At 43.0% G+C, this 25355-nt stretch carries 27 protein-coding genes, 1 tRNA gene and 2 pseudogenes; 18 read left to right on the top strand and 12 right to left on the bottom strand.

The genetic code is table 11. From position 1 onward, the window contains the following. Window positions 1-59: 59 nt before the first annotated feature. Together AACT52_RS25345 and AACT52_RS25340 are read right to left on the bottom strand one after the other, a co-directional pair. Window positions 60-1694, bottom strand: coding sequence for an iron uptake porin (locus AACT52_RS25345; protein WP_073633808.1), 1635 nt, complete (start codon window positions 1692-1694; stop codon window positions 60-62). A 274-nt stretch (window positions 1695-1968) separates the two neighbouring features. Next, on the bottom strand, window positions 1969-2229 hold the full coding sequence (locus AACT52_RS25340; RefSeq protein WP_143172877.1) for a hypothetical protein: 261 nt from the start codon (window positions 2227-2229) through the stop codon (window positions 1969-1971). A 311-nt stretch (window positions 2230-2540) separates the two neighbouring features. Between AACT52_RS25340 and AACT52_RS25335 the strand changes: the two genes are divergently transcribed. Together AACT52_RS25335 and AACT52_RS25330 are read left to right on the top strand one after the other, a co-directional pair. Beyond that, complete coding sequence (locus tag AACT52_RS25335; RefSeq protein WP_073633850.1) at window positions 2541-3512, top strand: metal ABC transporter substrate-binding protein; 972 nt, start codon at window positions 2541-2543, stop codon at window positions 3510-3512. Between the two features lie 81 nt (window positions 3513-3593). Next, entirely contained in the window at window positions 3594-4451 is an 858-nt protein-coding gene (locus tag AACT52_RS25330) for a metal ABC transporter ATP-binding protein (protein WP_073633806.1), read from the top strand. A gap of 245 nt (window positions 4452-4696) precedes the next feature. Here AACT52_RS25330 and AACT52_RS25325 read toward each other — a convergent pair whose 3' ends face one another. Next, window positions 4697-5083: an ArsR/SmtB family transcription factor gene (locus AACT52_RS25325; RefSeq protein WP_083630543.1), complete on the bottom strand. Its 387-nt coding sequence runs from the start codon at window positions 5081-5083 to the stop codon at window positions 4697-4699. A 93-nt stretch (window positions 5084-5176) separates the two neighbouring features. On the opposite strand from AACT52_RS25325, the gene AACT52_RS25320 reads away from it, so the two are divergent. From AACT52_RS25320 to AACT52_RS25260, 14 genes and pseudogenes are all read left to right on the top strand, one after another. Next, the gene (locus AACT52_RS25320; RefSeq protein ID WP_073633805.1) at window positions 5177-6046 is read left to right on the top strand and encodes a metal ABC transporter permease; all 870 of its coding nucleotides are present in this window, start codon (window positions 5177-5179) and stop codon (window positions 6044-6046) included. Between the two features lie 77 nt (window positions 6047-6123). Next, window positions 6124-6196 (top strand) — tRNA-Phe (locus tag AACT52_RS25315). Window positions 6197-6321: 125 nt separating this feature from the next. Further along, the gene (locus tag AACT52_RS25310) at window positions 6322-7506 is read left to right on the top strand and encodes a tyrosine-type recombinase/integrase (RefSeq protein WP_073633804.1); all 1185 of its coding nucleotides are present in this window, start codon (window positions 6322-6324) and stop codon (window positions 7504-7506) included. 263 nt (window positions 7507-7769) lie between these two features. After that, window positions 7770-7856: pseudogene (locus tag AACT52_RS41515) on the top strand (hypothetical protein); the annotation flags it as partial. A gap of 342 nt (window positions 7857-8198) precedes the next feature. Further along, window positions 8199-9824: an AAA-like domain-containing protein gene (locus AACT52_RS25305; RefSeq protein ID WP_073633803.1), complete on the top strand. Its 1626-nt coding sequence runs from the start codon at window positions 8199-8201 to the stop codon at window positions 9822-9824. 3 nt (window positions 9825-9827) lie between these two features. Continuing rightward, window positions 9828-10616, top strand: a pseudogene (locus tag AACT52_RS25300) (AAA-like domain-containing protein); the annotation flags it as partial. Between the two features lie 51 nt (window positions 10617-10667). Beyond that, window positions 10668-11246, top strand: a complete 579-nt coding sequence (locus AACT52_RS25295) for a Uma2 family endonuclease (RefSeq protein ID WP_073633848.1) — start codon at window positions 10668-10670, stop codon at window positions 11244-11246. Between the two features lie 502 nt (window positions 11247-11748). Continuing rightward, the gene (locus AACT52_RS25290; protein WP_158054773.1) at window positions 11749-11907 is read left to right on the top strand and encodes a hypothetical protein; all 159 of its coding nucleotides are present in this window, start codon (window positions 11749-11751) and stop codon (window positions 11905-11907) included. Beyond that, window positions 11904-12071, top strand: coding sequence for a ribbon-helix-helix protein, CopG family (locus tag AACT52_RS25285; protein ID WP_083630541.1), 168 nt, complete (start codon window positions 11904-11906; stop codon window positions 12069-12071). The genes AACT52_RS25290 and AACT52_RS25285 overlap by 4 nt, the downstream gene beginning before the upstream one ends. A gap of 167 nt (window positions 12072-12238) precedes the next feature. Beyond that, a complete protein-coding gene (locus AACT52_RS25280; protein ID WP_073633802.1) occupies window positions 12239-12610 on the top strand; it encodes a DUF2237 family protein in 372 nt (123 codons plus the stop codon). 138 nt (window positions 12611-12748) lie between these two features. Beyond that, complete coding sequence (locus tag AACT52_RS25275; protein WP_073633801.1) at window positions 12749-13078, top strand: hypothetical protein; 330 nt, start codon at window positions 12749-12751, stop codon at window positions 13076-13078. 219 nt (window positions 13079-13297) lie between these two features. After that, a complete protein-coding gene (locus AACT52_RS25270; RefSeq protein ID WP_073633800.1) occupies window positions 13298-13645 on the top strand; it encodes a YtxH domain-containing protein in 348 nt (115 codons plus the stop codon). Window positions 13646-13659: 14 nt separating this feature from the next. After that, the gene (locus AACT52_RS25265; protein WP_073633799.1) at window positions 13660-14241 is read left to right on the top strand and encodes a hypothetical protein; all 582 of its coding nucleotides are present in this window, start codon (window positions 13660-13662) and stop codon (window positions 14239-14241) included. A 191-nt stretch (window positions 14242-14432) separates the two neighbouring features. Beyond that, window positions 14433-15242, top strand: a complete 810-nt coding sequence (locus AACT52_RS25260; RefSeq protein WP_073633798.1) for a TPM domain-containing protein — start codon at window positions 14433-14435, stop codon at window positions 15240-15242. Between the two features lie 365 nt (window positions 15243-15607). Here AACT52_RS25260 and AACT52_RS25255 read toward each other — a convergent pair whose 3' ends face one another. The 8 genes from AACT52_RS25255 to AACT52_RS25220 form a co-directional block, all read right to left on the bottom strand. Further along, window positions 15608-16294: a phosphate ABC transporter permease gene (locus AACT52_RS25255; RefSeq protein ID WP_073633797.1), complete on the bottom strand. Its 687-nt coding sequence runs from the start codon at window positions 16292-16294 to the stop codon at window positions 15608-15610. A gap of 35 nt (window positions 16295-16329) precedes the next feature. After that, the gene (gene dapB / locus AACT52_RS25250; protein ID WP_073633796.1) at window positions 16330-17160 is read right to left on the bottom strand and encodes a 4-hydroxy-tetrahydrodipicolinate reductase; all 831 of its coding nucleotides are present in this window, start codon (window positions 17158-17160) and stop codon (window positions 16330-16332) included. Window positions 17161-17211: 51 nt separating this feature from the next. Continuing rightward, the gene (locus tag AACT52_RS25245; RefSeq protein ID WP_073633795.1) at window positions 17212-18915 is read right to left on the bottom strand and encodes an NAD+ synthase; all 1704 of its coding nucleotides are present in this window, start codon (window positions 18913-18915) and stop codon (window positions 17212-17214) included. Window positions 18916-19108: 193 nt separating this feature from the next. After that, a complete protein-coding gene (locus AACT52_RS25240; RefSeq protein ID WP_073633794.1) occupies window positions 19109-19405 on the bottom strand; it encodes an isochorismate lyase in 297 nt (98 codons plus the stop codon). Window positions 19406-19430: 25 nt separating this feature from the next. Then, window positions 19431-20177, bottom strand: coding sequence for an NUDIX hydrolase (locus AACT52_RS25235; protein ID WP_073633793.1), 747 nt, complete (start codon window positions 20175-20177; stop codon window positions 19431-19433). Window positions 20178-20502: 325 nt separating this feature from the next. Further along, a complete protein-coding gene (locus AACT52_RS25230; RefSeq protein WP_073633792.1) occupies window positions 20503-21087 on the bottom strand; it encodes a nicotinate-nucleotide adenylyltransferase in 585 nt (194 codons plus the stop codon). A 97-nt stretch (window positions 21088-21184) separates the two neighbouring features. Further along, complete coding sequence (locus tag AACT52_RS25225; protein ID WP_073633791.1) at window positions 21185-22651, bottom strand: nicotinate phosphoribosyltransferase; 1467 nt, start codon at window positions 22649-22651, stop codon at window positions 21185-21187. Window positions 22652-22816: 165 nt separating this feature from the next. Continuing rightward, window positions 22817-22948, bottom strand: a complete 132-nt coding sequence (locus tag AACT52_RS25220; RefSeq protein ID WP_272937119.1) for a hypothetical protein — start codon at window positions 22946-22948, stop codon at window positions 22817-22819. A 686-nt stretch (window positions 22949-23634) separates the two neighbouring features. Here AACT52_RS25220 and AACT52_RS25215 point away from each other — a divergent pair. Then, entirely contained in the window at window positions 23635-23787 is a 153-nt protein-coding gene (locus tag AACT52_RS25215; protein ID WP_198940988.1) for a hypothetical protein, read from the top strand. A gap of 116 nt (window positions 23788-23903) precedes the next feature. Here the strand turns inward: AACT52_RS25215 and AACT52_RS25210 are convergent, their stop codons facing one another. Further along, on the bottom strand, window positions 23904-24518 hold the full coding sequence (locus AACT52_RS25210) for a hypothetical protein (protein WP_073633790.1): 615 nt from the start codon (window positions 24516-24518) through the stop codon (window positions 23904-23906). A gap of 256 nt (window positions 24519-24774) precedes the next feature. Between AACT52_RS25210 and AACT52_RS25205 the strand changes: the two genes are divergently transcribed. Then, window positions 24775-25137, top strand: a complete 363-nt coding sequence (locus tag AACT52_RS25205; RefSeq protein ID WP_073633789.1) for a helix-turn-helix domain-containing protein — start codon at window positions 24775-24777, stop codon at window positions 25135-25137. Window positions 25138-25355: the final 218 nt, after the last annotated feature.

The following is a 25355-nucleotide window of genomic DNA, read 5'->3' as shown; positions in this document are numbered from 1 at the left end:
GACAACGCAAAGAAAAATTTTAATAGACCAGCTGTGGTAGGCTGGTCTTTTTGTACTGACTAGAAACTGAGTGTAGTTCTGAACGCACCAATGACAACACCATCGTTGTCATTGTTATGATCCGGCGCTGTCAGCCAGATGACTCCCGGAGTAATGGTAATGTTGTCGGTTACTTTGTATTGGTAGAACGCTTCAACGTGATAGGAAGTGTCTCTATCTTTGGAAATTTCATTAATGCTCGAACCTGTCACCTTAGGCTCCATACCGAAGATAATTCCTGCTAAGTTTCCTTTTTTACCAAGGTCAGGAAATCCGAGAGTGACAGCCCAGTTCCAAATATCAAGCTCTCCACGGTCAACTCTCCCTCCTTCGGTGGATAAGTTACGAGCGTTAGTATATCCAACCCAACCACCCAAAACAAACTTCTCACTCAAACCAAGGGATGCTTGTACACCGTAGGAATTGCTAGCAAATGGCACACTCACTACCTCAGGTTCTCCAGTCACTTCAGGGGGAGGCGCAATTTCAGACGCAAGGAAGGATATAGGATTTGCCCGCACACTACCAGTACCCAATTCCTGATTGTAGGCGTTGATGTAGGTCAAGCCAATAGTAAAGCGATCGCTGGGTTTAAATGTTAACTGTGCCAGCGCACCGTATGGACCATTGAACAAACCATTCTTAGAGGACGGATCATTGGGTGAACTCGCCAAATACGCCAGACTGAGTGAAAGTGCATCACCAAACTGTTGAGTGACTCCCAACCCCGCACCATCCATGTTGTAATAAATTGGGTTGCGCGTGCCAAAGCTGGACAAAGCACCAAATGCGCCGTCCCCATCAAAGATATTTACTGTATCGGTAACGTCGTCTGCTGCACCTGCGTTGGCAAGAGCGATCACTTCTGTACTTTCTGTAAGGGGGAATTTGTAGTATAGTGCATCGATAAAAGCATCTGTGGTACCGTCTTCATCGGCAAAAAACAGGTTGCCCTCCGGTGTGCCAATGTCAGGGCTGAGAATATTATTAGCCTGGATTCTGGTGAAAAGTTCATCTTTTCCTGTGAAGCTGGTCACAAACTCCACACGCGCCCGCACCCCAAATGTTGTATTGTTGTCCTTTACATCTACATCGTTGACTCTATCACCTGCTATAACATCAGTGATTGCAGCAACAATTTGCCCTTGTAGTTTGGTGGTTGTAGAAAATTGATTTGCCTCCAATTCAGCAGATCTTGCTTCCAAAACATCCACACGACCTCGTAGTGTCGCCAATTCTGCTGTAAATTCCTCTTGCAGTCTTTGTAATGTGGCTAAATCTTGTTTGTTTACCAAATCTGCTGTAGCAGTGGCAATGAGTTCGTTAACCCGATTGAGACAAGCATTCAAACCAGCTGCAAATTCATACCGCGTCATCGCCCGATTACCGCGATAAGTCCCATTCGGGTATCCAGCAATACAGCCGTAGCGCTCCACCAGGGATTGCAGTGCTTGAAATGCCCAATCTGTGGGTTGTACATCCGATAGCTGAGACACCGAAGTCACTTGTGCCATTGTCTTGTTTTGAGGGATTTTCTCAGCTACTTTGATTTCCAAATTGTCAGGCGTTTCCCCTGCAATTGCGCTGGCACTCATTACTAACATTGTGCCGAAAACCGCTGGACTCACCAGCAGGGATTTCCAGAATTTTGTCATTTTTTCCTCACACCCATTCTCAATGAACACCCACACTGCGCTTTGTCAAAGCTTATTGTTATTAGAAAGTAGTCTCATTAATTTATCAGTAATCCGCAAATTGTTTAATCAGAAATTTCAAAAATTACCAATAAACTTATATGCCCATCAAGGTAGCACCCTTACAGGATGTTTGAGAAGTATAAAATATTTTCTTTGATCCCCCCTGCCCCCTTAAAAAGGGGGGTAAAAGTCCCCCTTTTTAACAGTCAACAGTACCAGCCGCAGTTATCAGTTAAATACGAGTGGTCGCGCGTCCCCCACCAATTGGACCTTTATGCGTTGGTGGTGAGCCACTGCGGTCTTGGGGTTTCCCCAAGTAGAGCAAGTGGCGAACCCGGAGGGCGGTGAGCGCATCCCCCACCATACGCCTGACTGACTGATAACTGATAACTGATAACTGATTTAAGGGGAGCCAGTGACGGGTACGCAGGGGTGTCCCCAAGTAGAGCAACTTGCGTGGATTTAGGGGGATGATTGATAATTTTTGGTACAAAACTACACTTTCCAAACATCCTCTTACAGGACAAACCCTAAGAGTTGAGTGCGGATAAATCTATTCATTCAGTCAACCAAGCATGCACGCAGCAGGACTTGTGCTTGCAACAAAAAATTTTGTTGCAACTACTAACACTCAACCGCAGAGGTTTTACTTGAGAATGAGAATAATTATAATATTAAGAGGTAAAATTAAGTCTTATTGTCAATAGAAATTTAAATCAAGGGAAAGCAAACAGCTTCCAGCAAGGAGAGAAAACAGTGCTCTGGATTTATGAAGGACGTAAAACAAAAAGACACAGAAGCGGTATGATACCTCTGATTGCTCTGCTTATGTTCTCACTGAGTAGTGGGTGTACTCAATCTAACACCAATCAGGCAACAGCTCCTGAACAGTCACCGCAGGCACGAGAAGCTGCGTCCACTCCATCGCCACAGTCAGGAAAAATCAAAGTGGTGACAACATTTTTACCGATGTATTTGTTTACCAAAGCGGTCACTGGGGATGCAGCGGATGTGGAAATTTTAGTGCCGCCGGGAACAGAGGTACATGAGTACCAATCTACGCCAGAGAATGTAAAGGCGATCGCCACGGCAAATGTGTTGGTAAAAAATGGCTTGGGTTTGGAAGGATTTTTAGAAAACACCGTTAAAAATGCCCAAAATCCCAAATTGTCTGAAATTGATGCTAGTAAAGGTATTCAACCCTTAAATGAAATTTCACCTGTTGAGAAAACCAGTAAAAAAGAGGAAGAACACGACCACGAACACGCAGAGGGAAACCCGCATGTTTGGTTAGATCCAGTTTTAGCAAAACAACAAGTTGCTAATATTAAAGATGGTTTAATTGCTGCCGACCCTGGGAATAAAGCGACTTATGAATCAAATGCAGCAGCTTACATCAAGCAACTGGAAAGTTTAGATAACGATTTTAAGCAAACTTTACAAAAAAATCCCAATTGTACTTTTATTACCTTCCATGATGCCTTTCCATACTTAGCGAAACAATATAACCTCAAGCAAGTTGCCGTCGTGGAAATTCCAGAAGACCAACTTGCCCCAACTGATGTGCAAAATGCAGTTAATGCAGTGAAAAAGTATAAAGTAAAAGCTTTGTTTAGTGAACCAGGGGTAGATAACAAATTGTTAACAAGCCTTTCTAAGGACTTGAATTTAAGTTTGCGTTCCCTGAATTCTTTAGAAACTGGCGAGAGAGATCCGCAGCATTATTTCAAGGCTATGCGAGATAATTTGCAAACCTTAGAATCAGCCTGCAGATAAATGTTTTCATTTGTCATTTGCACTTTATATAAAGGACTAATGACCCATGACCCATAACCAATGACTGATGACCGATGACCGATGATTAATAATTTTCCTATTTTAAAGGTAGAGGGATTGACTGTCTATCAAGGTAGCTACCTAGCTGTTCGCGATGTTTCGTTTGAATTATTTTCAGGAACGAATACAGCCATAGTTGGTCCTAATGGTGCGGGTAAAAGTACGCTGGTGCAAGCAGTTTTGGATTTGATTCCACGAAGTGCTGGCAAAATTGAAATATTAGGTCGCCCAATAACACGCCTGGAGAATTTACGTCACCAGTTGGGCTATATGCCACAAAATTTTATCTTTGACCGCAGCTTTCCCATTTCTGTGAGTGAATTGGTAGGGTTAGGATGGGTTCGTTCATCTGGCTCTAATTCTGCAACAAGCGGAGGTGAGACCAAAAAAAAGTTTTCTTTTGGAGGTTTCGGGGGATGGCGCAGAGCGCCCGCTGAGTCCTCCGGACACGCTACGCGAACGCGAACGAGTCGGGAAAAATCAGCAGCAGTCGCTGAAGCTTTGCGGCGAACCGATGCTTACCATCTACAAAATCAAGCTATTGGAACTCTCAGTGGTGGTCAACTTAAACGGGTGTTGCTAGCATACTGTTTGGTCATGCCTCGGAAACTTTTGGTGTTAGATGAGGCGTTTGCTGGAGTAGATGTGCAAGGTGCAGCAGATTTTTATACGCTGTTGAATGAACTTAAGCAGGAAGAAGGATGGACAGTGTTGCAGGTTTGCCATGATATTGATATGGTGAGCCGTTATTGCGATCGCGTTATTTGCTTGAATCAAACCATCGTTTGCACTGGGGTTCCAGAAGTTGCTCTTTCGCCGCAAAACCTTTTAGCGACTTATGGTCCTGCCTTCAGTCGCTATCAACATAATCATAACTAAGTTATGAAAAAGATAGAAGAAAGAAGAAAGAAGAAAGAACAATTTCTTCATTCTTCACTCTTGATTTCAATACGCTTCAGTTAAGGATTGTTGGTGATAGCGAAGCGTGGCACGAATGTGCCATAGATTGCACACGTGTAGAGACGTTGCATGCAACGTCTCTACATTGACGTCTTGATAACGGTTTTGGTCTTATCACCAAGCGTATTGCTCTTGATTTTTTTTGCATTCTTCAGTCTTGATTGCTATTCATCTAGGTGTTCGGCAACAGCCTGATAAAGATGCAAAACATGGCTGTCGTGGAGGCGATAGAAGACATTACGACCTTGCTTGCGGTAACTAACCAAACGGCTCGCCCGTAAATTTCTCAGTTGGTGAGAGACGGCAGATTCAGTCATACTCAGTACTGCTGCCAAATCACTAACACAAAGTTCTTGTTGCGCTAACAGTGAGAGAATTCGTAGACGATTAGCATCTCCTAAAAAGCTGAGAAATTCTGCCATGCGCTGGGCTTTGTCACTGTTGAGAATCTGATGTGACAGAGGTTGAACGTTATCGTTCTCTATCTCGCGTCTTTGATTGTACTTAGTAATTTCTTTTTGGGGAAGAGAATTGGTGACATGAACTGACATAGTATTACTGTAGATACCTTATTGTTATTTCTTAGTAAAAAAGAAATTTTATAAACTCAAAATACTATCAAAATTTTGTCAAAAAAATAACATATGTTTTTATTTGATAATTGCCAAATAGCTTGGCTTGCCGTCACCAATGTCAATGACCTGGTGACATTGCTACAGTTTCCCTTCATGCAACGTGCTATTGCAGGTGCTGTTTTGATGGGAACACTGGGCGGTTTACTAGGCACTTTTGTCACTTTGCGCCAGTTGTCTTTTTTCAGCCATGCTGTTGGTCATGCTGCTTTAGTAGGTGTGGCGTTAGGTGTGCTGCTACAGTTAAATCCCACCTGGATGCTGCTACCATTCACACTCATTTTTGGGTTGGTTGTCCTTTACTTTATAGAGAAAACTGATTTAGGTAGCGACAGCGTTCTAAGCATTGTCTTGTCAGGTGCCTTAGCCGTGGGCGTGATTCTTACCAGCTTAATTAAAGGATATCGCGGCAACCTGATGGGCGTGCTATTTGGCGATATTCTCGCTATTGACATGACAGATTTGATTTTGACCCTGCTTGTGCTTGTTGGAGGCAGCCTATTCTTATTATCAACCCTCAGGCAGCAAATTTTGTTAACACTTAACCCTGCTGTGGCAAAGGTTCAAGGCATTCCAGTTCAGTTGTACCGATATGGGTTTGTCGTACTGCTGTCATTAGCTGTTGCTGTGGCAATTAAAGCTGTTGGCGTTTTACTCGTCAACGCTTTTTTGGTCATTCCCGCCTCTTGTGCCAAACTGATGAGTCACCACTTTAACCGCTTTTTGTTGCTGTCGGTGATTGTCGGTTCCATAAGTAGCTTTGCTGGCATAATCGTATCGGGTCTTTTCAACTTTGCCTCTGGTCCTAGTATTGTTCTTGTTCAGTTTGTGGTATTTTTGACAGTTTTCGGGTGGGTCAAGTTGAGGACAAAAGCCGCATAAAATTTTTTTCTGTTAGGACTTGCCAAATGATTATGACTTTGCTACATTAAGTAATCGTGGCAAACAAAAAAAACCACGCCGGGATAGCTCAGTTGGTAGAGCAGAGGACTGAAAATCCTCGTGTCACCAGTTCAAATCTGGTTCCTGGCATTCACAGAAATAAACAGCAGATAAGGATTTAAAGCTTCTTGCTAAAGGTAAGAAGAGGCAAGTAGTATATATTTTGACTAGAAAATGACTAGAATATCTAATAGAGTAGAGGTGTTTTTCTAGTCATGTATACCAAACCTACACAAGTTAGAGCTAGCAAGGGTTTTATTTGCGTAGGCGTTGATAAAGGTTACTTACGGTTGCAGTTTCCTAGAACGCTATTTGCTGATGGCAAACAACGCTATGTCACCTTAAAGCTGAAAGACACACCAGAAAACCGAGTGATTGCTGAACAATTTGCAAAAGATGCACAAGCAGACCTAACACGCTACCAACTAGGTGATGAATCAGCTTTTGACTTTACCTTAGATAAATACAAGCGTAGAGCAGTTCAAGAAGTTTCTAGTCAAATTTCTAGTCAACCAGAACTGACCTTAGATCAGCTATGGCAACAATACGTTGCTTTCAAGGCTAAAACAGCTAGCGTGTCTACCATTGCTAAGGACTACAAAAAGACTGAGCGATTCATTGCTAAGTTGCCTACCAAGTCACTAAACGATGCTGTAGCTATCCGTGATTGGCTAGTAGCTAACTGTACCCCTAATGCTGCAAAACGGTACATGACACAGATTAACGCTTGCTGTGAGCATCACCTGATCAACGGAACTATCTCAACTAACCCTTTTGTCTTAGTCAAGAAAACTATCACCATGCCTAAATCACAGAGAAAGACTCATGACGTGATTAAGGCATTTACAGCAAGTGAGCGTGACGCAATTTTAAATACCTTCAAGTCCAACCGCTACTACAGCCATTACTACAACTACGTGTATTTTTGCTTTTACTCAGGATGCCGTCCCAGTGAAGCGATTGCTTTGACTTGGGGTAATGTATCCAATACTCATATTCATTTCGATTGTGCAGTGGTAGAAGGCATTGATGGATTGACTCTCAAGGACGGCTTAAAAACTCAAGATGCTAGAGATTTTCCTATGAATGCCCAAATGAGAGCCTTTATACAGTCAATCAAGCCAGAAGGAGCAAAACTTGATGACCTAGTATTTCCTAGTCCTAAAGGTAGCTACATTGACTCTCACAATTTCTGTAACCGTGCTTGGAAGTCTGTATTAGAGAAATTGCCTGATATTCAGTATTTACCGCCATACCACACGAGACACACCTTTATTACTTTGTGTCTGGATGCTGGTATTCATGAGAAAGATGTTAAAAGATGGTGTGGTAACAGTGCAGCAATCATCATTGCTGCCTACGCCAGCTTTAAGCGTGATTTGGTTATACCAGAGCTTTAACAGTGAACAGTACCAGCCGCAGTTATCAGTTAAATACGAGTGGTCGCGCGTCCCCCACCAAGAGCACCTCAGGCGTTGGTGGCGGTGAGCGGGTCCCCCACCATACGCCTGACTGACTCAGGACTCAGGACTCAGGACTGATTTAACCGTTGCGATCGCCTTCAGGTTGAAGAAGCTATTCGATGTCATTTGTAACAAGTTAAAAGCGAGTCGATTTTGTCAATACGTCCAACTACAGAAATAAATCTGTGTAAGTTGGCTGTTCAAGTCAAAGCAACTTCACAGCACTTTTCCACAAATGTGTGGGGATGACACCAAAAGCTTATCGAGAACAGACACGCCGATGTTAAAGGCTAATTGTTGACTATCGCCGAAGGCGCAGCATAGCCCATCGCACTACTACTGACATAATTTAATTTGCGGCGATCGCAAACTATTTCGCTACAAATCAAATTGCGATCATTGGCATGAGTGTCACATAGTACGATGAAGGAGGCGCTGGCTCACTTGTAAACTATCCAGCAACAACGGCAGCACAAGCTTGCGATCGCTTCATTTGGCAATTTGGAACTGGCAAATCTTTTTATGCCAGCAGTTGTTGAGTAACAAATTGTTTTGTCGTCCTTGCGGTGCTATCAGACTTAATGTCACCCTGATGAGTGGATCAGGTTTTTAGAAAGCGATCGCTTTTAATGAGTAGTAATAATCGAACTCGAAAAATCCTGCTGTTATCAGCAAATCCTAAAGGTACCAGCCGACTTCGTCTGGATGAGGAGATGCGCGAAATTGAAGACGGATTAAAACGAGCAAAAAAGCGTGATGATTATTTAATACAAACAGCAAAAGCAGTACGCCACAGAGATATACGTAGAGCTATTCTGGATTACGAACCACATATAATTCACTTTTCTGGACATGGTTCTGGAGAAGAAGGCTTGGTTTTTGAAGATGAAACCGGTCAAACCAAGTTAGTTGATGCAGAAGCTTTAGCGGAATTGTTTCAACTGTTCGCTAACCAAATAGAGTGTGTTGTCCTCAATGCTTGCTACTCAAAATATCAGGCACAAGAAATAGCCCGACACATTAATTATGTGGTGGGTATGAGTCAGGCAATTCAAGATCAGGCAGCAATTGAATTTGCTGTGGGTTTTTATGATGCTCTAGGAGCAGGTAAGAGTTATGAGTTTGCCTATAAAGTTGGTTGTAATGCCATTCGCATGGCAGGCTTAGCACAAGACTTAATACCTCAACTCATCCCTAAGAGTGATTTACCGCTTCAGTTTTCCTCAGAAGAACTATCTGCAAACTTGTCAGCAATATCAACAAGCATATATATTCAACGCCCACCGATTGAAGAAAAATGCTATAAAGCTATTTTGCAACCTGGTGCGTTGATTCGTATTAAAGCTCCGCAAAAGATGGGTAAAACATTGCTGTTAGAGAAATTACTCGACTATGCTAGGCAGCAGGGTTATCAAACAGCAAAATTAGATTTGAAGCTAGCTGATAGTTCTACCCTAGCAGACTTGAAGACTTTCTTGCAGTGGTTGTGCGTCAATGTTTCTGACAGTTTGGAACTGGAAGCTAAGTTGGATGACTACTGGCAAGATAGTAACGGACTGAATACAAGCTGTACTCGTTACTTTCAAAAATATTTATTATCAGAAATTGATAGTCCTGTTGTTCTTGCCATAGATAACTTTGAGCGGCTGTTTAAATGTGAAAACATTTTCTCCGAATTTTGCTTACTGCTGAGGAGTTGGTATGAAACTGCCAAACAAGGGGACAGGATGGGTAAAGTTTGGAAAAAAATTAGGTTAGTGGTGGTTAATTCGACTGAACTTTATCCTACTTTAGACACGAATCGCTCACCGTTTAATGTTGGATTAGCGATTGAATTACCTGAATTTAACCAGAAGCAGGTAGAAGAAATGGTGAACCAGTATGAATTAAATGGACAGTTGGGAGAACAAGATTTAACTCAACTGATGGAATTGTTAGGAGGACATCCTTATTTAATGCAGGAGACGTTGGAGAATCTCAAAAGTCACCAAATGCCTCTAAAAGAACTTTTGACACTCGCCGCAACGGAACAAGGAATTTTTAGCCACCATTTACGAGAACTACTGGAATGTTTACAAGATAATCCTCAGCTAGAATCAGCTTATAAAAGAGTAGTGACGGCAAATGAACCTGTGCAACTTAATCCTGAAATTACCTTCAAACTGCACAGTTTAGGGTTGGTGAAAATTGTGCGTAATGATTGCCTTCCTAGCTGCGATTTATATCGTCAATATTTTTCGGTACGCTTGAGGTAAGTTATGGATGAAGAGTATATCAACGAATATATCTTTTCTGGAAGCTTGCCTGAAAATGCTAGCACTTATGTCACACGGGAAGCTGATGAGGAATTGTATGAAGCACTTAAGCAAGGGAAATTTTGTTATGTATTGAACTCCCGACAAAGTGGAAAGTCCAGCTTGCGTGTGAGAACAATGAGCCGCCTCTCGGAAGCTGGTGTGGAGTGTGCATCGATTGATTTGTCTTCTGTTAGTATTCAGAGTGCAACGCAAGAAAATTGGTATGCAGATTTGATTGTCAAGCTCATTGACAGCTTTGACTTGGATGTAGATTTTCAACAGTGGTGGGAGAAGAACCAATTAAACTCATCTTTGCTGCGATTTGGTAATTTTCTGGAAAAGAAGCTGCTGGTAGAGATTAGAGAAAATATTGTAATTTTTATTGACGAAATTGATAGCGTTTTAAGTCTCAAATTTCCTACTGATGATTTCTTTGCTTTTATCCGTTCCTGTTATAATCAGCGTGTTGATAATCCCGAATTTAATCGCCTCACCTTTTGTTTGTTGGGAGTCGCATCACCAAGCAATCTAATAGAAGATAAACAACGTACCCCATTTAATATTGGTAAAGCTATTTCTCTGAAGGGGTTTCAACTGCATGAAGTTGAGCCATTACAAATAGGTTTGGAGGGGAAATTTAGTAAGCCTCAAGCGGTGATGCGGGAAATTTTAGAGTGGACAGGAGGACAACCGTTTTTGCACCACCTTAATTTCCGATGCCATGACAGGAAAAATAGACGTTCGCAAGTGGAACGCATAATAAAAATAGATGACATTCTCCTCACTCCTGCGAATGCTACTATGAATCCCCTAACCCTTGACCTTCGCCCTGTCATTCGCCTCACTCACGAACAATTTGAGCAAATTGCTCTTGCTAACCCCGATCTACGGATAGAACTTAGTGCTGATGGAGAATTATCTATTATGCCTCCCACTGGCGGAAATACGGGTAGACGCAATGCTGATCTTACAACTGACCTTAATTTGTGGAACCGTCAAACTCGTTTAGGCGTTGTCTTTGATTCCTCCACCATTTTTCGCTTACCCAACGGTGCAGAACGTTCCCCTGATGCAGCATGGATTATCTTAGAACGCTGGAATGCTCTCACCCAAAACGAACAAGATTCTTTTCCCCCGCTTTGTCCTGATTTTGTCATTGAATTGCGCTCCAAAACTGATTCGCTTAAACCGTTACAAGCAAAAATGCAGGAATACCAGGACAACGGCTGCCGTTTGGGTTGGCTGATGAACTACCAGGATCGGCAAGTCGAAATTTATCGCCCTCAACGCGAAAAGGAAGTCTTGCAATCGCCTCAAACCCTGTCTGGTGAAGAAGTTTTACCAGGGTTTGTTTTAGATTTACAAATGATTTGGGAATAACTCCACCCTGATGAGTGGCTACGTCAAAACCTCTAATATCAAGTCCGGTTAAATACTTATCATTACCCTAAGAACCCCACCCCGGTAAAGCTGCGCTTCACCTCCCCTCCTCGCAAGCGGGGAGGGGATTAAGGGGTGGGGTGCAGTTAACGTGGCAATCATAACTTGCGGGGAGGGGATTAAGGGGTGGGGTGCAGTGAATGTGGCAATCATAACTAATTAGCCGGACATGATATGAGGCATCTGGCAAATAGATATTCAATTATTAGTGACGTTCTCCCGACACTGACCGCAAGCGGTACAGTGCGGGCTTCTCTAAATCGCTTTAGAGATTTTCCTGCTTCATTGGTCGCATCTAGATGAGCACACTCGTGTATGCTTATCCCCGAGAACGATACCTCCACAGGCAGTTTAGAGACTCCTGACGCCCCACGGAGTCTTTGTACAAGGAACAAAAGTTCTGTACAACCAAACCAAACTGGTTTTACGCATTGATGGTTTCATGCATGAAGCAATCTTTCTCAATGCAACCCCCTACCAATTGTCATGGTTCTGTACCGTTCCCAACGTTCGCACTGTTCACCTGCATTGCAGTTCGTTTGTGTCGAGTGGTCAGTGGTTAGCTGATACAATTAGTGTACCAGATTGGTACACAAAATGATTGAGAAGCAAGAGAAACAGGTTCATCTTCGCGTTACAGAAGAGGAATGGGAAATACTAGAGCAATATGCAAAGAAAACAAGACGAAGCAAGTCAGATATCATTCGTGAGTTCATGCGTTCATTGGCAACTTCGGGGGCATTGAACCCCACTCAGTTGCCCTGAGGGGTCCATGTATCCCGGCACCAATCCTCCGGCTATGGTGCGGGACTTATAGCCCCTCAAACTCCCCGTCAGTTAAGTCATATTATTAAGGAAAGTTGCAAAAGTCGTGACTTGAACGGCTGAGCAAATTTGCCTACTTTCTCCAAAAAAAGTAAAAGGAATTAGTCATGACAGAGGCAAGAAACATACTCGGCGGAGATCTAGAAATGTGCTGCTCTTCTCCCATCACTGGATATTACCGCGATGGGTTTTGTAATACAGGAGGTATGGATTTTGGCATGCACGTTGTTTGCTCGCAGATGACAGCAGAATTTCTTGAGTTCACCAAATCGCAAGGAAATGACCTGAGCACCCCTATGCCAGAACATCAATTTCCTGGTTTAAAAGAGGGCGATCGCTGGTGTTTATGTGCTGCTCGTTGGCAAGAAGCTCTTGAGGCTGGCGTTGCTCCCCCCGTCGTCCTCACAGCAACCCATCCTAGAGCTTTGGAAGTGGTTTCCTTGGATGATTTGAAGAAAAACGCCTTAACTTCTTCCTAAATAAAATCTAAAAATTTGTTTGACTTAGTAGCCGCCCATACCACCCGATACATTGTCTGTAACTTAAGAGCGATTTTCACAACTTCAATTAGAGTCATAATCGAGCAGGACTTGGAGTGGGTGTAACAAAGTTAAGCAATGGTTACAGTCGTTGTCGTTATCAATATACTGATATCGCTGGTTCTTCTGTACGTAGCTTGGCGAGTGCGCAAACTTAAGCAACGGCTGACAAGGCTAGCTAATATCTTTATTGCTGCTGAACTTAGTAGTCATAGGGTATTATATGGCGCACCCGCAGCTATCTCTATAGGTCAGCGAAATGTTCATAATCTGCGGCAGACACACCAATCACCACAGCTACAAATCCAGCGAGTACGGCAGATTTTCAGCCTCCTTGCTCTCGGACAACAAGTCTGGCGTCGTAATTTTATTAGGTTACGCTCAAAACCTCTGAAAATGAGGAAGTAAACAGTATAGGAGGACACAGGAACAAGGCAGAATGTCTCAGATTATAGATTGAGTGAAGCAGTAGGTTTTAGAGTTTTGGTTACATCCCAACCCTGTTGGCTACGTCAAGGCAACCTTTGTGGGTAATTCATTGTCTCTGTAAATAGGAAGATAAAATCTTTTGGATTTCGCTGCGACGTGAAAACCCGCATAAAATGGGTGTAAGGAGAGGAACAAAAAATGTCTAACAACCGTTCTGGATTATTTGTTGGCGGTATGATGATAGGAGCTACCCTCGGTGCCTTAACCGGGTTGCTGATTGCTCCACGTACGGGACGCGAAACTCGTCAACTCTTGAAGAAATCTGCCAGTGCGTTACCAGAATTGGCAGAAGATATATCAACGAGTGTGCAAATACAAGCAGATCGCCTTTCTGCAAACGCACGCTCTAACTGGGATGAGACTTTGGATCGACTGCGGGAAGCGATCGCAGCTGGCGTAGATGCCAGTTTGCGAGAAACCCAAGCGGTAAAGCAGCAAAATGCTCAACAAGAGTCTGATTCCCTTTCTCAACATCTAGATAGCTAGTAGAAGATATTAAAGTGATTGACCCCCTGTTTTGGCTGGGACTGTCTATACTCCTAGTCGCCGCCAGTCTCACTGCTGTTTTGGTGGCGGCGATACCAGCTTTGCAGGAATTAGCAAGAGCAGCCCGCAGTGCAGAAAAGTTATTTGACACTCTTTATAAAGAGTTACCACCCACTCTAGATGCCATTCGCATGACCAGTTTGGAAATCACTGACTTAACTGATGATGTCAGTGATGGGGTAAAAAGTGCTGGTCAAGTCGTCAAACAAGTGGATCAAAGCCTTGATAGTGCCAAAAAGCAAGCGCAAAACGTTCAAGTCGGCACGCGCAGTATCATGGTCGGTGTAAAAGCTGCCTGGAAATCCTTTACTCGCTCGAAATCTTCAAAACGAACAGTTGACCGTCTGCCGCCATCTCAAAAAGCAAAGCTAACATTGCAAGAACGGCAAGCCTTAAGGCAAGAGAATCGCTTCACAAATACGCAAGGTTACAGCATCAACAATGATTACAACGATGCTGCTGATTGGGAAACCAATTTTGAGCAAGAAGATTTACAGCGTCAGACAGAATCTGAGAATTGGTCTGATAAAGAATAGCGTGGCAAAGGTATATGAGAGTGGGGGCGCAGTGCTTTGTGCCCTTATTCTCATATACCTAACCTTGTAACTTCTGGATCTAAAGCATTAGATTAGATTAAAGTTAAAAAGTGTAAAGAAGTATCACTTTTCGCGTACTCTTTTAAAACAACTTGTTCACTTTTCCTGTGGATATCTGTATAAAAAAGCTCATGCACCATAGTTTTTGGCGACGAATTCTGGCTTTTGTGACAGTATTTTTCCTAGCTGGATCAATCTGGGCAACGCATTCTCCCAGCGCATACGCTTATGACAATCCTGAATTACTACCCGCTACCCCAACCCCAGTTGTAGATTTAGCGAAATCTCTGACCAGCGTTCAAGAAGAAAAACTTGTTAAAGAACTAGAGCAATTTGAAGCCGAAACCGGCTGGAAACTGCGAGTATTGACCCAATATGACCGTAGTCCAGGTCGGGCTGTGATCAAGTTTTGGGGTTTAGATGACAAAAGCGTTTTATTGGTTGCTGATTCTCGTGGCGGTAACATTCTCAGCTTTAGTGTCGGCGACGCGGTTTATGAACTCCTCTCACGCACTTTCTGGATTGAATTGCAAACCCGCTTTGGCAATTTGTACTTTGTGCGAGAAGAAGGCGAAGACCAAGCGATTCTCCAAGCTATGGAAACAGTGAAAACTTGTTTGCGTCAGGGTGGTTGCGCTGTTGTTCCCGGACTCCCACGCGAGCAGTGGATTCTGACTCTGATTACTTCAGTTATTGGTGGAATCATCTGTGGATTGGCAGCTCAACCTCGTGAGGAGGGACAAATTTTTGCTTGGCAATGGGCTTTAATCTTTTCTCCTTTATGGGGAATCTTATTTATTGCCTTCGGTCTTGGACCAGTAGTTACACGAACAAGCGAGTGGCTACCTATCATTCGCAATATTTCCGGTTTCCTCATCGGTGCTTTGGTTGCTTACCTTTCCCCTATTTTCAGTCGCTCTTCTCCTAGTGCTGAATCCTAGACCTTTGACAAAAGTCAATTTTTTGAAAATGGAACCACAGATAAACACAGATGCACACAGATAACTTATCTGTATTTATCCGCGTGCAATGCTTTGTGTATCTGTGGTTTCAAATACCCTTAAACAAGGGATTGAGGGGAGATATAGCGGTAAGAACCTGGAGTAAGGTACACCAAGGAAATAATGAACCACAGATGTAGGCGTAAGCCGTGCCGTAGGCTACACAGATAAATCTGTACTTCATTGAAATGAGAAGCGCTATAAGGGAGATGAGGGAGATGGGGCAGACTCCTAATGCCGTACAGAGATGAATTTTAAATTTTGAATGAGCGAATGCGTGAATTGATTTGTCCTCCTCATCCCCTCTAACTCTCCACCCTACGGCGACGGCGACGCGGTCTTTCATCTTCTTCATCGCGGCGCAGGCGGCTACTGACCCCAGTAAAGAAATCACGTTGGATACAAGGATAATCACTTACCCATAAGTCTCGACTGGGAATATAAATATCGGAAATTTCGTCAATACTGCTCAAATCTGGGCGATTCGACATAACCAATAATTCTGCCCTCTGACCGCGAGCAATGACTTTGTAGGCAACCCGCAGCGGCGCTTGATACTCAACAGTAAATCCTGTGTCATCGCCGATTTCCAAGTTAATCCGTTTTTCTCGGTTTTCGACAATCACCAAATCGCCTTTTTTATCGACAGTTTCCTGTTTACCAATCAACTCTTCTGTAATCCAGTAATCCAGCACTCGACCACGCAGAAAACCGCTGTATTTGTAACGGCGGCATTTTGCATTCCGCATACTAGCCCAAAACACTGGTCCCCACAGCCAGTAAAAAGCACCAATGAGTCCGATCAAAAATACGATACCAAAATCAAGTCCCAGAAAAACTTTGACAAGGAAAACAACAGCAACTGTCACTACAGAAATGAGCAGTCGCTGCAAAAAGTCTGAGAAGTTTCCCCAGTAGTACTTGTACTGTAGACCAGTGGCAATGAGAGGAATGAGTTGTTCAAATTTCTGGCGAGTCAGTGGGACTATCATGAGTGCTAAGTTCTAAGTGGTGAGTGCTGAGTCTTTTAAAGAATTTTTTCTAATCCATATACTAACGACTTTAACTGGAGGACTTTACGAATTGCCAGTAGGACTCCTGGCATATAGGCAGCGCGATCGCTTGTATCATGTCTGAGCGTATAAATTTGACCTGCTGCACCAAAAATGACTTCTTGATGAGCAATCAGTCCCGGTAAACGGACGCTATGAATTCTAACGCCCTCGTCGGCTTGGCTACCCCGCGCACCTGGTAATTTCTCCGTTTCTTCCACAATAGCCTGGTTATATGTTTTACCAACTTCTGCCAGCATTTGAGCAGTTTGAATTGCTGTACCGCTGGGAGCATCAGCTTTTTGGTTGTGATGCAGTTCAATAATCTCAACGTGGTCAAAATATTGAGACGCAGCGACTGCTGCTTGTTGCAGCAGTACCACGCCAATACAAAAGTTGGGAATAATCAAACATCCAGTACTCGCCTTATCCGCAAATTCTGCTAAGTCTTGAATTTGTTCTTGACTTAACCCGGTGGTACCTACAACTGGACGAAGACCATAGGCGATCGCACTACGAACGTTGTCATACACAGAATTGGGATGGGTAAAATCTACCATCACCCCTGGCTGTCTTTCTTGAGCCGCAAACGCTAGCATCGGTTCCAATTGATTGGTAATTGGAATTTCCAAAGCTTCACCTAAACCCGCCAGTTCTCCTGCATCCTTCCCTTGAAGTTCGGGAGTTGTATCAATCGCACCTACAAGATTCATATCTGGTGCTTGCGCCACCGCTTTTACCACCTCACGACCCATTTTGCCCGCAGCACCGATGATCACAACTGGGATTGGACCTTGATTCACCATAAGAGCAATACTTTTTACATCAACAAAGGAATTGTAAATCCAGCAGGGGAGCTATTGGCGTAGAGAGAAAACAGGATTGTAACTATTTTTGATAGCAGCCCATTTACTAGCAATAGGCATTCGCCAACCAGTCCCAAAAGCGCGATCCGTAATTTTCAATCCCGGGGGTGCTTGTCGGCGTTTAAATTCCGAACGCGCCACCAAACTAATCACTCTGTCTACAGTCGCTGGATCATGACCGGCGGCAACAATTTGTGCTGCTGATTCGTGGTTGTGAATCAGGCGTTGCAAGATGTCGTCCAAAATGTCGTAAGCTGGTAGCGAGTCTTGGTCAACTTGACCTGGTTTAAGTTCGGCGCTGGGTGCTTTGGTGAGGACGTTTTGTGGAATAATTTCACCATTACGATTTAACCATTGGCAAATCGAATAAACACGGGTTTTAGGCACATCAGCAATGACTGCTAACCCTCCATTCATATCACCGTAAAGCGTGCAGTAACCAACTGCCATTTCTGACTTATTGCCAGTGGAGAGAAGGAGATGACCGAATTTATTGGAAATTGCCATCAATAAATTCCCCCTAATTCGGGATTGAAGATTCTCCTCTGCTAGTCCAAACTCTGTTCCTGCAAATAACTCAGCTAGCGTCTTGTCATACCCTTGCATTAACTCGCCTATTGGTATGGTGTGGGTTTTTATCCCAAGATTTTCTGCCAAGACATCAGCATCACTGATAGAATGCTCGGAACTATAAGGGGAAGGCATGAGGACACCAAGGACATTTTCTTTACCCAGTGCTGCGGTAGCAATAGCCGCCACCAATGAAGAATCTACTCCGCCACTTAACCCCAACACTACCTTAGAAAAGCCACACTTGCGGACATAATCTCGCAATCCTAAAACCAAAGCTTGCCAAATTTCTTCCTCGTCAGAGTTATATTCTGGTGATATGGAAGCTAACTGCAAATCGCGTTGCACCTCATCAAATTCCACAACGACCAAATCTTTTTCAAAACCATAGGCACGACACACTATTTCACCCTGACGATTCAAGGCAAAACTTCTGCCATCAAAAATTAAATCATCATTTCCCCCGACTTGATTGGCATAGATAATCGGTTGCCGAAAACGCACTGCACTATGCTTAAGCATTGCTTCTCGAAACTTCTGCTTGCCAACACTGTAAGGAGAGGCAGACAAATTCACAATAAAATCTACACCCAAAATTGCTAAGTCAGCAATTGGATTAGTGATATAACTTCGCTTGCCCCAAAAATCCTCATCATTCCACAAATCTTCGCAAATCGTAACACCAATAGGAACATCATCTAATGTGAAATAATTAGCTTCTGAACCAGCTTCAAAATAGCGATGTTCATCAAACACATCATACGTTGGCAAAAGGCGCTTGTGAAAAAGTTGCTGTACCCTACCCTTTTCTAGTAAAGCAATGGTATTAAATAAACTTTTCCCGCCATGAGTGTGCGCTGTTAAATTGTTTTCAACGGTTCCTACCAACACAGCTAATTCTGTTGGCAAATCTCTTGCTAATTGTTGTAAGGCAATGTCCATTGCCTGTAAAAAACTAGGATTTAGTAACAAATCACGCGGTGGATAACCACATAAAGAAAGTTCTGGCGTTAGCAACAAACGCGCACCTTCTGATACTGCCTTTTGTGCCGCCTCCAGAATTTGTCGTGCATTTCCAGGCAAATCACCAATTGTAGGATTAATTTGAGCGATCGCAATTTTCATTTTTGATTTTGGATTAAAGGTTAGACTTCTGGCAAAGATTGGAATTTATTATGTAAAACCACAGATGGGCACCGATAGACACAGATAATTCAAATAATCATTTATTGCTAGGCTTCTTTTATAGAGATGCAATTCGTCATTCTTTACAGAATTTTACAGCTAATAGATAAATTAATCAGGTACAGATAGATAATTAAGTTCTATCTTGCCAATGTTTCATTTCTTCATCAATAAAATAATTTACCAAATCTCGATAAAGCTTTTCAATTACGTCTGGATTTAACCCTGCTTCTTCAGCCCAAGCACGTCTTTCCTGTAACATAGAATTAAATCTGTCTGGTGCTTTTACACTTTTTGCACTTGTTTTAAACTTTGCTGCTGTTTTCACATATGCAAATCTTCTCCCTAAAGCTGCGATGACTTCCTTGTCAATTGCATCAATTTCTTGACGAATATCTTCAATATTAGAACAATCCTCTGGTTTTTTCATATCTTCTCTTTTTGCGTATTTGCCGTTAAATAAAAACTAAAGGTTTATCTTTAAACGGAGCAAAAGCTTCGGCATCAAAACGATATAAAGTCGCTGGACGACCAGCACCACGCGACACTTTTATTCCTGTATCGCATAAAAAACCTAACTTGAGGAGACGCGCTCGAAAATTAGAGTAATCCGAAAAATTATCTCCTAAGACTGTCGTATATAACTGATATAAATCATTCAAAGTAAACATTTCTGGCAAAACTTCAAATGCCACAGGACTATACTCCAACTTATTTCGCAAACGCCTGTGTCCATATGCCAAAATTTTGTTATGGTCAAAAGCTAATTGCGGCACTTGTTTCACTGGATACCAAGCTATTCCAGTAACTCCATCAGCAATCAATTCTGCTTCCTCAAACCGTACGAGGGCAAAGTAACTCACTGATAGATAACGCACTGCATAACTATCGGTTGCTTCTCGTGGATCTCGTTCAGGACCTCCAAAAGTATACAGCTGCTCCAAATAAAGGTTTTTTACCCTGATTTTTTCAGCCATAATGCGATAAGCAGCATCTTCTAAAGACTCACCTTGACGCACCAAAGTACCAGGAAGACTCCAATGATTTAAAAATGGCTCCTGCTGTCTCATAACTAATAAAACTAGCAGTCGGTTCTGTGCAGTATCTACAGAGAAAATTACGTTATCAACACCAACTTTGAAATCTGCTAAAGGTGATTCTTTTAACTGGTCTGCAATCTTTCTTTGGTTGCGTCCTGGCATGGGAACTAATTGTTCAAAGCCTTGCTTTTCCTTTATAAAGTTTTTTTGGTGGCAATTTTTCACATTGAAATGGATGACAGATTTTTATTACTACATTTTTCGGTAATCGAATTCTTGTAAAAGTATGATTAATGGATATTTATAACCACAGATGCACACAGATTAACACGAGTTATTTATCTTTGTGCATCTGTGGTTAATCTGTGGTTTCATTTTCATCCAATTGACTTTTACAAAAGGTTTAATAGACAAAGTCTGAACAATCAACCAACAGGTTGGTAGTTCAGGGATCATGGAATTCTATGGTAGCGGAGGCGCTCATAGTTCAACAAGCCAAATTTCCGGACAACCATTTGTACAAATGCTCTCTATGAATATAGTCAACAACAAGAGGTGTTAGGGCTTCCTTGTCGCCATTTTCACGATAAGCTGTCGAGGACACATCTGGACCAATAAAATTGGCAACTGTGACTTTCCCCCCGAGATTTTGCACCACCTGGAAGCTAGATTCATCTATTGCATATCCTGGGCGCGGTACGACTAAAAGTTGTACTTGCTGTAACAAATCTTCAATCCGGTACCAATGAGGTAGCTGAAAGAGCAAATCTGAACCTATCACCAAGGTAAACTCTGCCTCTCCCCAACGCTGTTTTGCTTTCTCCAAGGTTTCCAGCGTTCTCAAGCTACTCAATTCCTGTTCCAAACCAATATTGTGCTTCAAGCCATTTATGTCCGCAATCAGCAAGTGCAACATCGCCACCCGATGTTCCAAAAGTGTTTGATGCGACTTAAATGGATTATTCGCCGCCCAAACTGCCACATGATCAAAATGCTCTGACAGCCAGCGGATAATCGCTTGATGCCCAGCAGTTGGTGGATCGGCACTCGTACCAAATAAAGCAACTTTCATAGTCATTAGTTAATAGTCATTAGTTAATAGTCATTAGTCATTAGTCATTAGTCATTAGTTAGGAATTTTCACCCCATCCCCCTCATCCCATGTGTACCTACGCGGTATTGTTCTTCGTCTTTTGAGTCAACTCTTCTAACTGGGTGGAAATCTCTACCCTGACTGATACCGGATTATCCAAACGGCGCGTCTCATCCGGCAAACTAGCAACCGAAGTAGCAGTTCTTTGTCGAATTTCCGCCAACGTCTCTACGGGTTGCACTCGTTTGCCTTCCTTTACAAACAACTGCAACAAAGGCACTTCCGAAGATTGAAGATTGAAGATTGAAGATTGAAGAAATTTTCCATTCTTATCTGTTGTTTCTTCTGTTTTCTGTGTTTCCTCTTGTGCAGCCAAGTCCAAAGAGTCTGCTTTCACTTTCCCTCCCTCAAACAAGCGAAAAATCTGCTTGCGTCCTGGGTAAGTTGCCTTACCACTCGAGTGTTTCATCACGGGGATGCCGTCAATTTCCACCAGTTTGTAGACACCATTGATAGGGGAACCTGTCACCAGTCGCGTTCCCAGTCCATAACCATCAATCTGGGCACCAGCAGCGATCAATCGGGCGATTTCCCACTCGTCCAAGTCGCCGCTTGCCAAAATTGATACATTGGGAAGAAGCGATCGCACTTGTTTTGACAATGACACTAAATCACCAGAGTCCAACCGAACCCCTGATAATTTCATTTCTCCTGAATTGACCTTCGCCGCTAACCGCTTGGCAGCAGCGATGGTATCGTAAGTATCAATTAACAAAGGGGCACCTGGAAAATACTGATGAAACACTGTGAACGCTTGGTCTTCGCTACCTTCCATTGCTGACAGTGCCATAACAAGAGCGTGAGCCATCGTACCACTAGGTTTTTCTCCCAGTTGTAGCGCAGCTAACACGTTTGATGTCGCATCCAAACCACCAGCCAACGCTGCACGCGCCGCCCACAAAGATCCTTGAGGGCTAAAGGCACGTCTTGTCCCAAATTCCAGCAGTGTTGCTTGAGACGCCACATCGCGTAATCTTGCTGCACGTGTGGCAATCAAACTTTGGTAATTTAAAGTATTTAACAGGTAAGTTTCTACCAGTTGCGCTTGCCAAAGGGGTGCTTCCACTCGCAACAGAGGTTCATTCGCAAACACTGCTGTTCCCTCGGGTACTGCCCAAACATCCCCAGTAAAACGTCCCTGAGCCAGCAGTGACCAAAAACTCTCCGGGGCATTGGCAAAAATTCCTGTCGCCTGCAAAGCCTTTATCCCATCCGGACTAAAGCGGAATTTTTCCAAATATTCCAATCCTTGCGCCAGCCCCATAGCAATCAAATAGCCAAAATTGTCTGGCAAACGTCTGACAAACAACTCAAAGCTTGCTCGTCGTTGTTCTAAACCTTCACCTGTATAACAAGCTGTCATTGTCAACTGGTAAAGATCTGTCAGCAAGCTGTAATCAACAGCAGAAACTGTCAGTTCTGGATTGTTCTGCTGTTGCTGGTTGTTTGTATATCCATAGTTCAAGTTTGGGAAACTTGTCATCGAAAATTTGGGTAGAAACCCCGTCCTTGTAGGACGGCTTTACATTCTTTGTGAACCATTACCGCCTTGGGGTTACTTGACTCGGTGTACTTTTGTAATGTACTTTCAAGCTTGACAATTACCCTTACGGGTTCGCCATGTACCTCCAAGGAGGGAGACCCTCCTTCAGTACTGGCTCACCATCTCAAATCGTTCACCCCAACGGGAGAGCCAGTTCCCTGGGCGTGGGAAACCCGCCGATGACTGACTGGACTCACCTGTACGCATAACGGTTTTGCTCCGTTCGGCGTTAGCCATAGAGCCTTCCCAAAAGGGAGTAAAGTTAGCCGAGACTTTGTTATTGGTCGGTACTATATCAAAGACACTGGCATAAAGACTGTATACCTGTTTAATCCTTGATTTCTAGAGCTACAGACGGGCGTTAGCATCCGTAGGTAGGAACTTAAACGCTTACCAATAACGTAGTACTCAAGGTACGCGCGTCGGGTCAACTAATCCGTTTGACTTGAGGCTAGAAGCCCCTAGCATGGACGGCAGGGGTGTTGACGGCATAGCGCCCTTGGAAGAATACTTCTTTGCTTTATGGTAAATACTACCATAAACAAATGTTAATTGTTGAACGAGAATTGCAAAAAACTGCTTGAAACAGCTTCAGATTCCCGACTTCTTTAACAAGTGGGGAATCTTGTAGTTCAGGAATGATTTAGGATTGCTATATAGCAAAGGGTTTAGTGAAATGTGAAAGTATGCCAAATGAAGGATGAATAGTCACATTTCACATTCTAGGCGTTTCAAACCCTTATCCTTTAGCTTAAATTTGGCTGTTTTCTAAGCTAAAGTATTGCAACTATCTATCAATGAATATTGCAGAGAATGTAGATATATTGCCAATGAGCGCCAACAGAGAAGATCAGGAACTAGAGTAGATATGTTAGGAGAGATATCGCAATGAAAGCGATTACAAAAAACGGGGGTCTTATATTATGGCTTTCTCCAGGATGCTTGCTAGGGTGATGCAATATATTTCTGAAGCTGCAATGCGTATTTTTGGACCTAATGATGATGCATATCCTAATATCGGTGTACAACCGTTTACAGGAGAGCCTTATAACGAAAGGGCAGCCGATACTTGGTAAATGATTTTATAAAAATAGCTAATGAAAATCAAAATAGGTGGAGATGAAAATCCGACATCCACCTATTTTTTTAGTTCTTAATCATGAGTGATTCTCCGCATTGTTGCGTCTCCTGGTTAACAGTGATCCCACTCAAATTCAGCGAGTAGTAGTAAGCAGACGACCATTAAACCCCCAGTCACCAGAAATTGCCAACCACCGCTATACGGCAAGATGAAAATTCCCAGTAAATGAACTATGCCTGTGAATAGCAGGGTGCGTGATCGCACTGCTAACCCAGTACAAAGATAGCCGAGGGCACATAATCCCAACCACAGTGGACAGAGATTCAATAATATTTCTCCCCATCCTAAGAAGATACCCAAATCAGTTAACACCACCCCCAATAACATCAGCAGTACCCAGCAATACAGTATCCAGATGACCTGTCTTCGCTTTACCCAATAGGTACTCCAATAGACCATTGCTGCAGTACCAATAAAAGAAAGGATTGACCACAAAGCCGCCTGCAAATCCCAACCTATAGGTAAAAACTGGGCAGTTGCAAACATGGGGATGAGAAGCAAACCCCAAATTATGAATGCCTGATCTATACGGGTATAAAAATTTGAATAAAGCTTAATGTTGCCGATCTGCCAGTTAACTAGCCAAAGTCCTTCTTCTAACTCGTGAATATTTAGCGGTGCTTGTTTGCGACGCAGAGGTGGCACAGAATTATTAAAAAAGCTCATTTTATTCATTGCTGAATTTTAGGAAAATTTAACTTTTTCGGCTAAAATAGCCATATTTCTTTTTTTTATATATTTATTTAGTAACTTCTAATCTGAATCTCTCTCTAGCTATGACTTTAGCTATGTTATATTCTGTCCTACGTTATAAATTTGTTAGATTTTTTACATACAGCAGATTCCAGGTAAATGAGGTACAGTCTTAGTAGTGCATGAATGGCTAAAATGAAAGGTTACTCCAACGAAACAGCGAGAAAAAATAGTAAAGACCTACGAACAGGGAGACACCTCAGTCAGGAAGGTGGCCTCGAGATTTGGTGTAGCTAAAAGTTTTGTACAAAAACTGCTCTCCATGAAGAAAACTCAAGGTCATTTAAAACCGAGACAACAGACTGGAGTCATGAAGGGAGAGTTGGATCAATGTGAAACTCAACTTGCTGCAATGGTTGAACAATATCCAGACGCGACATTATTAGAATATTGTGAATATTGGGGTACAACTTATAATCATTGGGTTAGTACAAGTACCATGTGTCGTGCATTACAAAAACAAAAACTTACGTTAAAAAAGCGAAAAGTTGCGTGCGGTGAGACAGCCCTGCAGGCGGGTTTCCCCCCGTAGGGGACTGCGTATCTCTTTCAGAGACGCTCCGCGAACGCCCTTGGCGTGCCGTTCGCCGTTAGGCGTGGCGTTAGCCATAGGCATACCCGAAGGGGGGTTCCCCCCGTTGAGCAAACTTTTCAACTTGCTCCGCTGCGGAGTCCCACACCGTAATCTTTGATTACGGTGTCGGGAGGAATTGCGGGGGAATTTGAGCGCGTCCTGCGGCCGACTCAAAA

This window comes from Scytonema sp. HK-05 (assembly GCF_963872035.1).
Classification (GTDB): Bacteria; Cyanobacteriota; Cyanobacteriia; order Cyanobacteriales; family Nostocaceae; genus Kalymmatonema.
The sequence above is the reverse complement of the archived record's forward strand: the minus strand, read 5'-3'. Positions and strand labels throughout refer to the sequence as shown.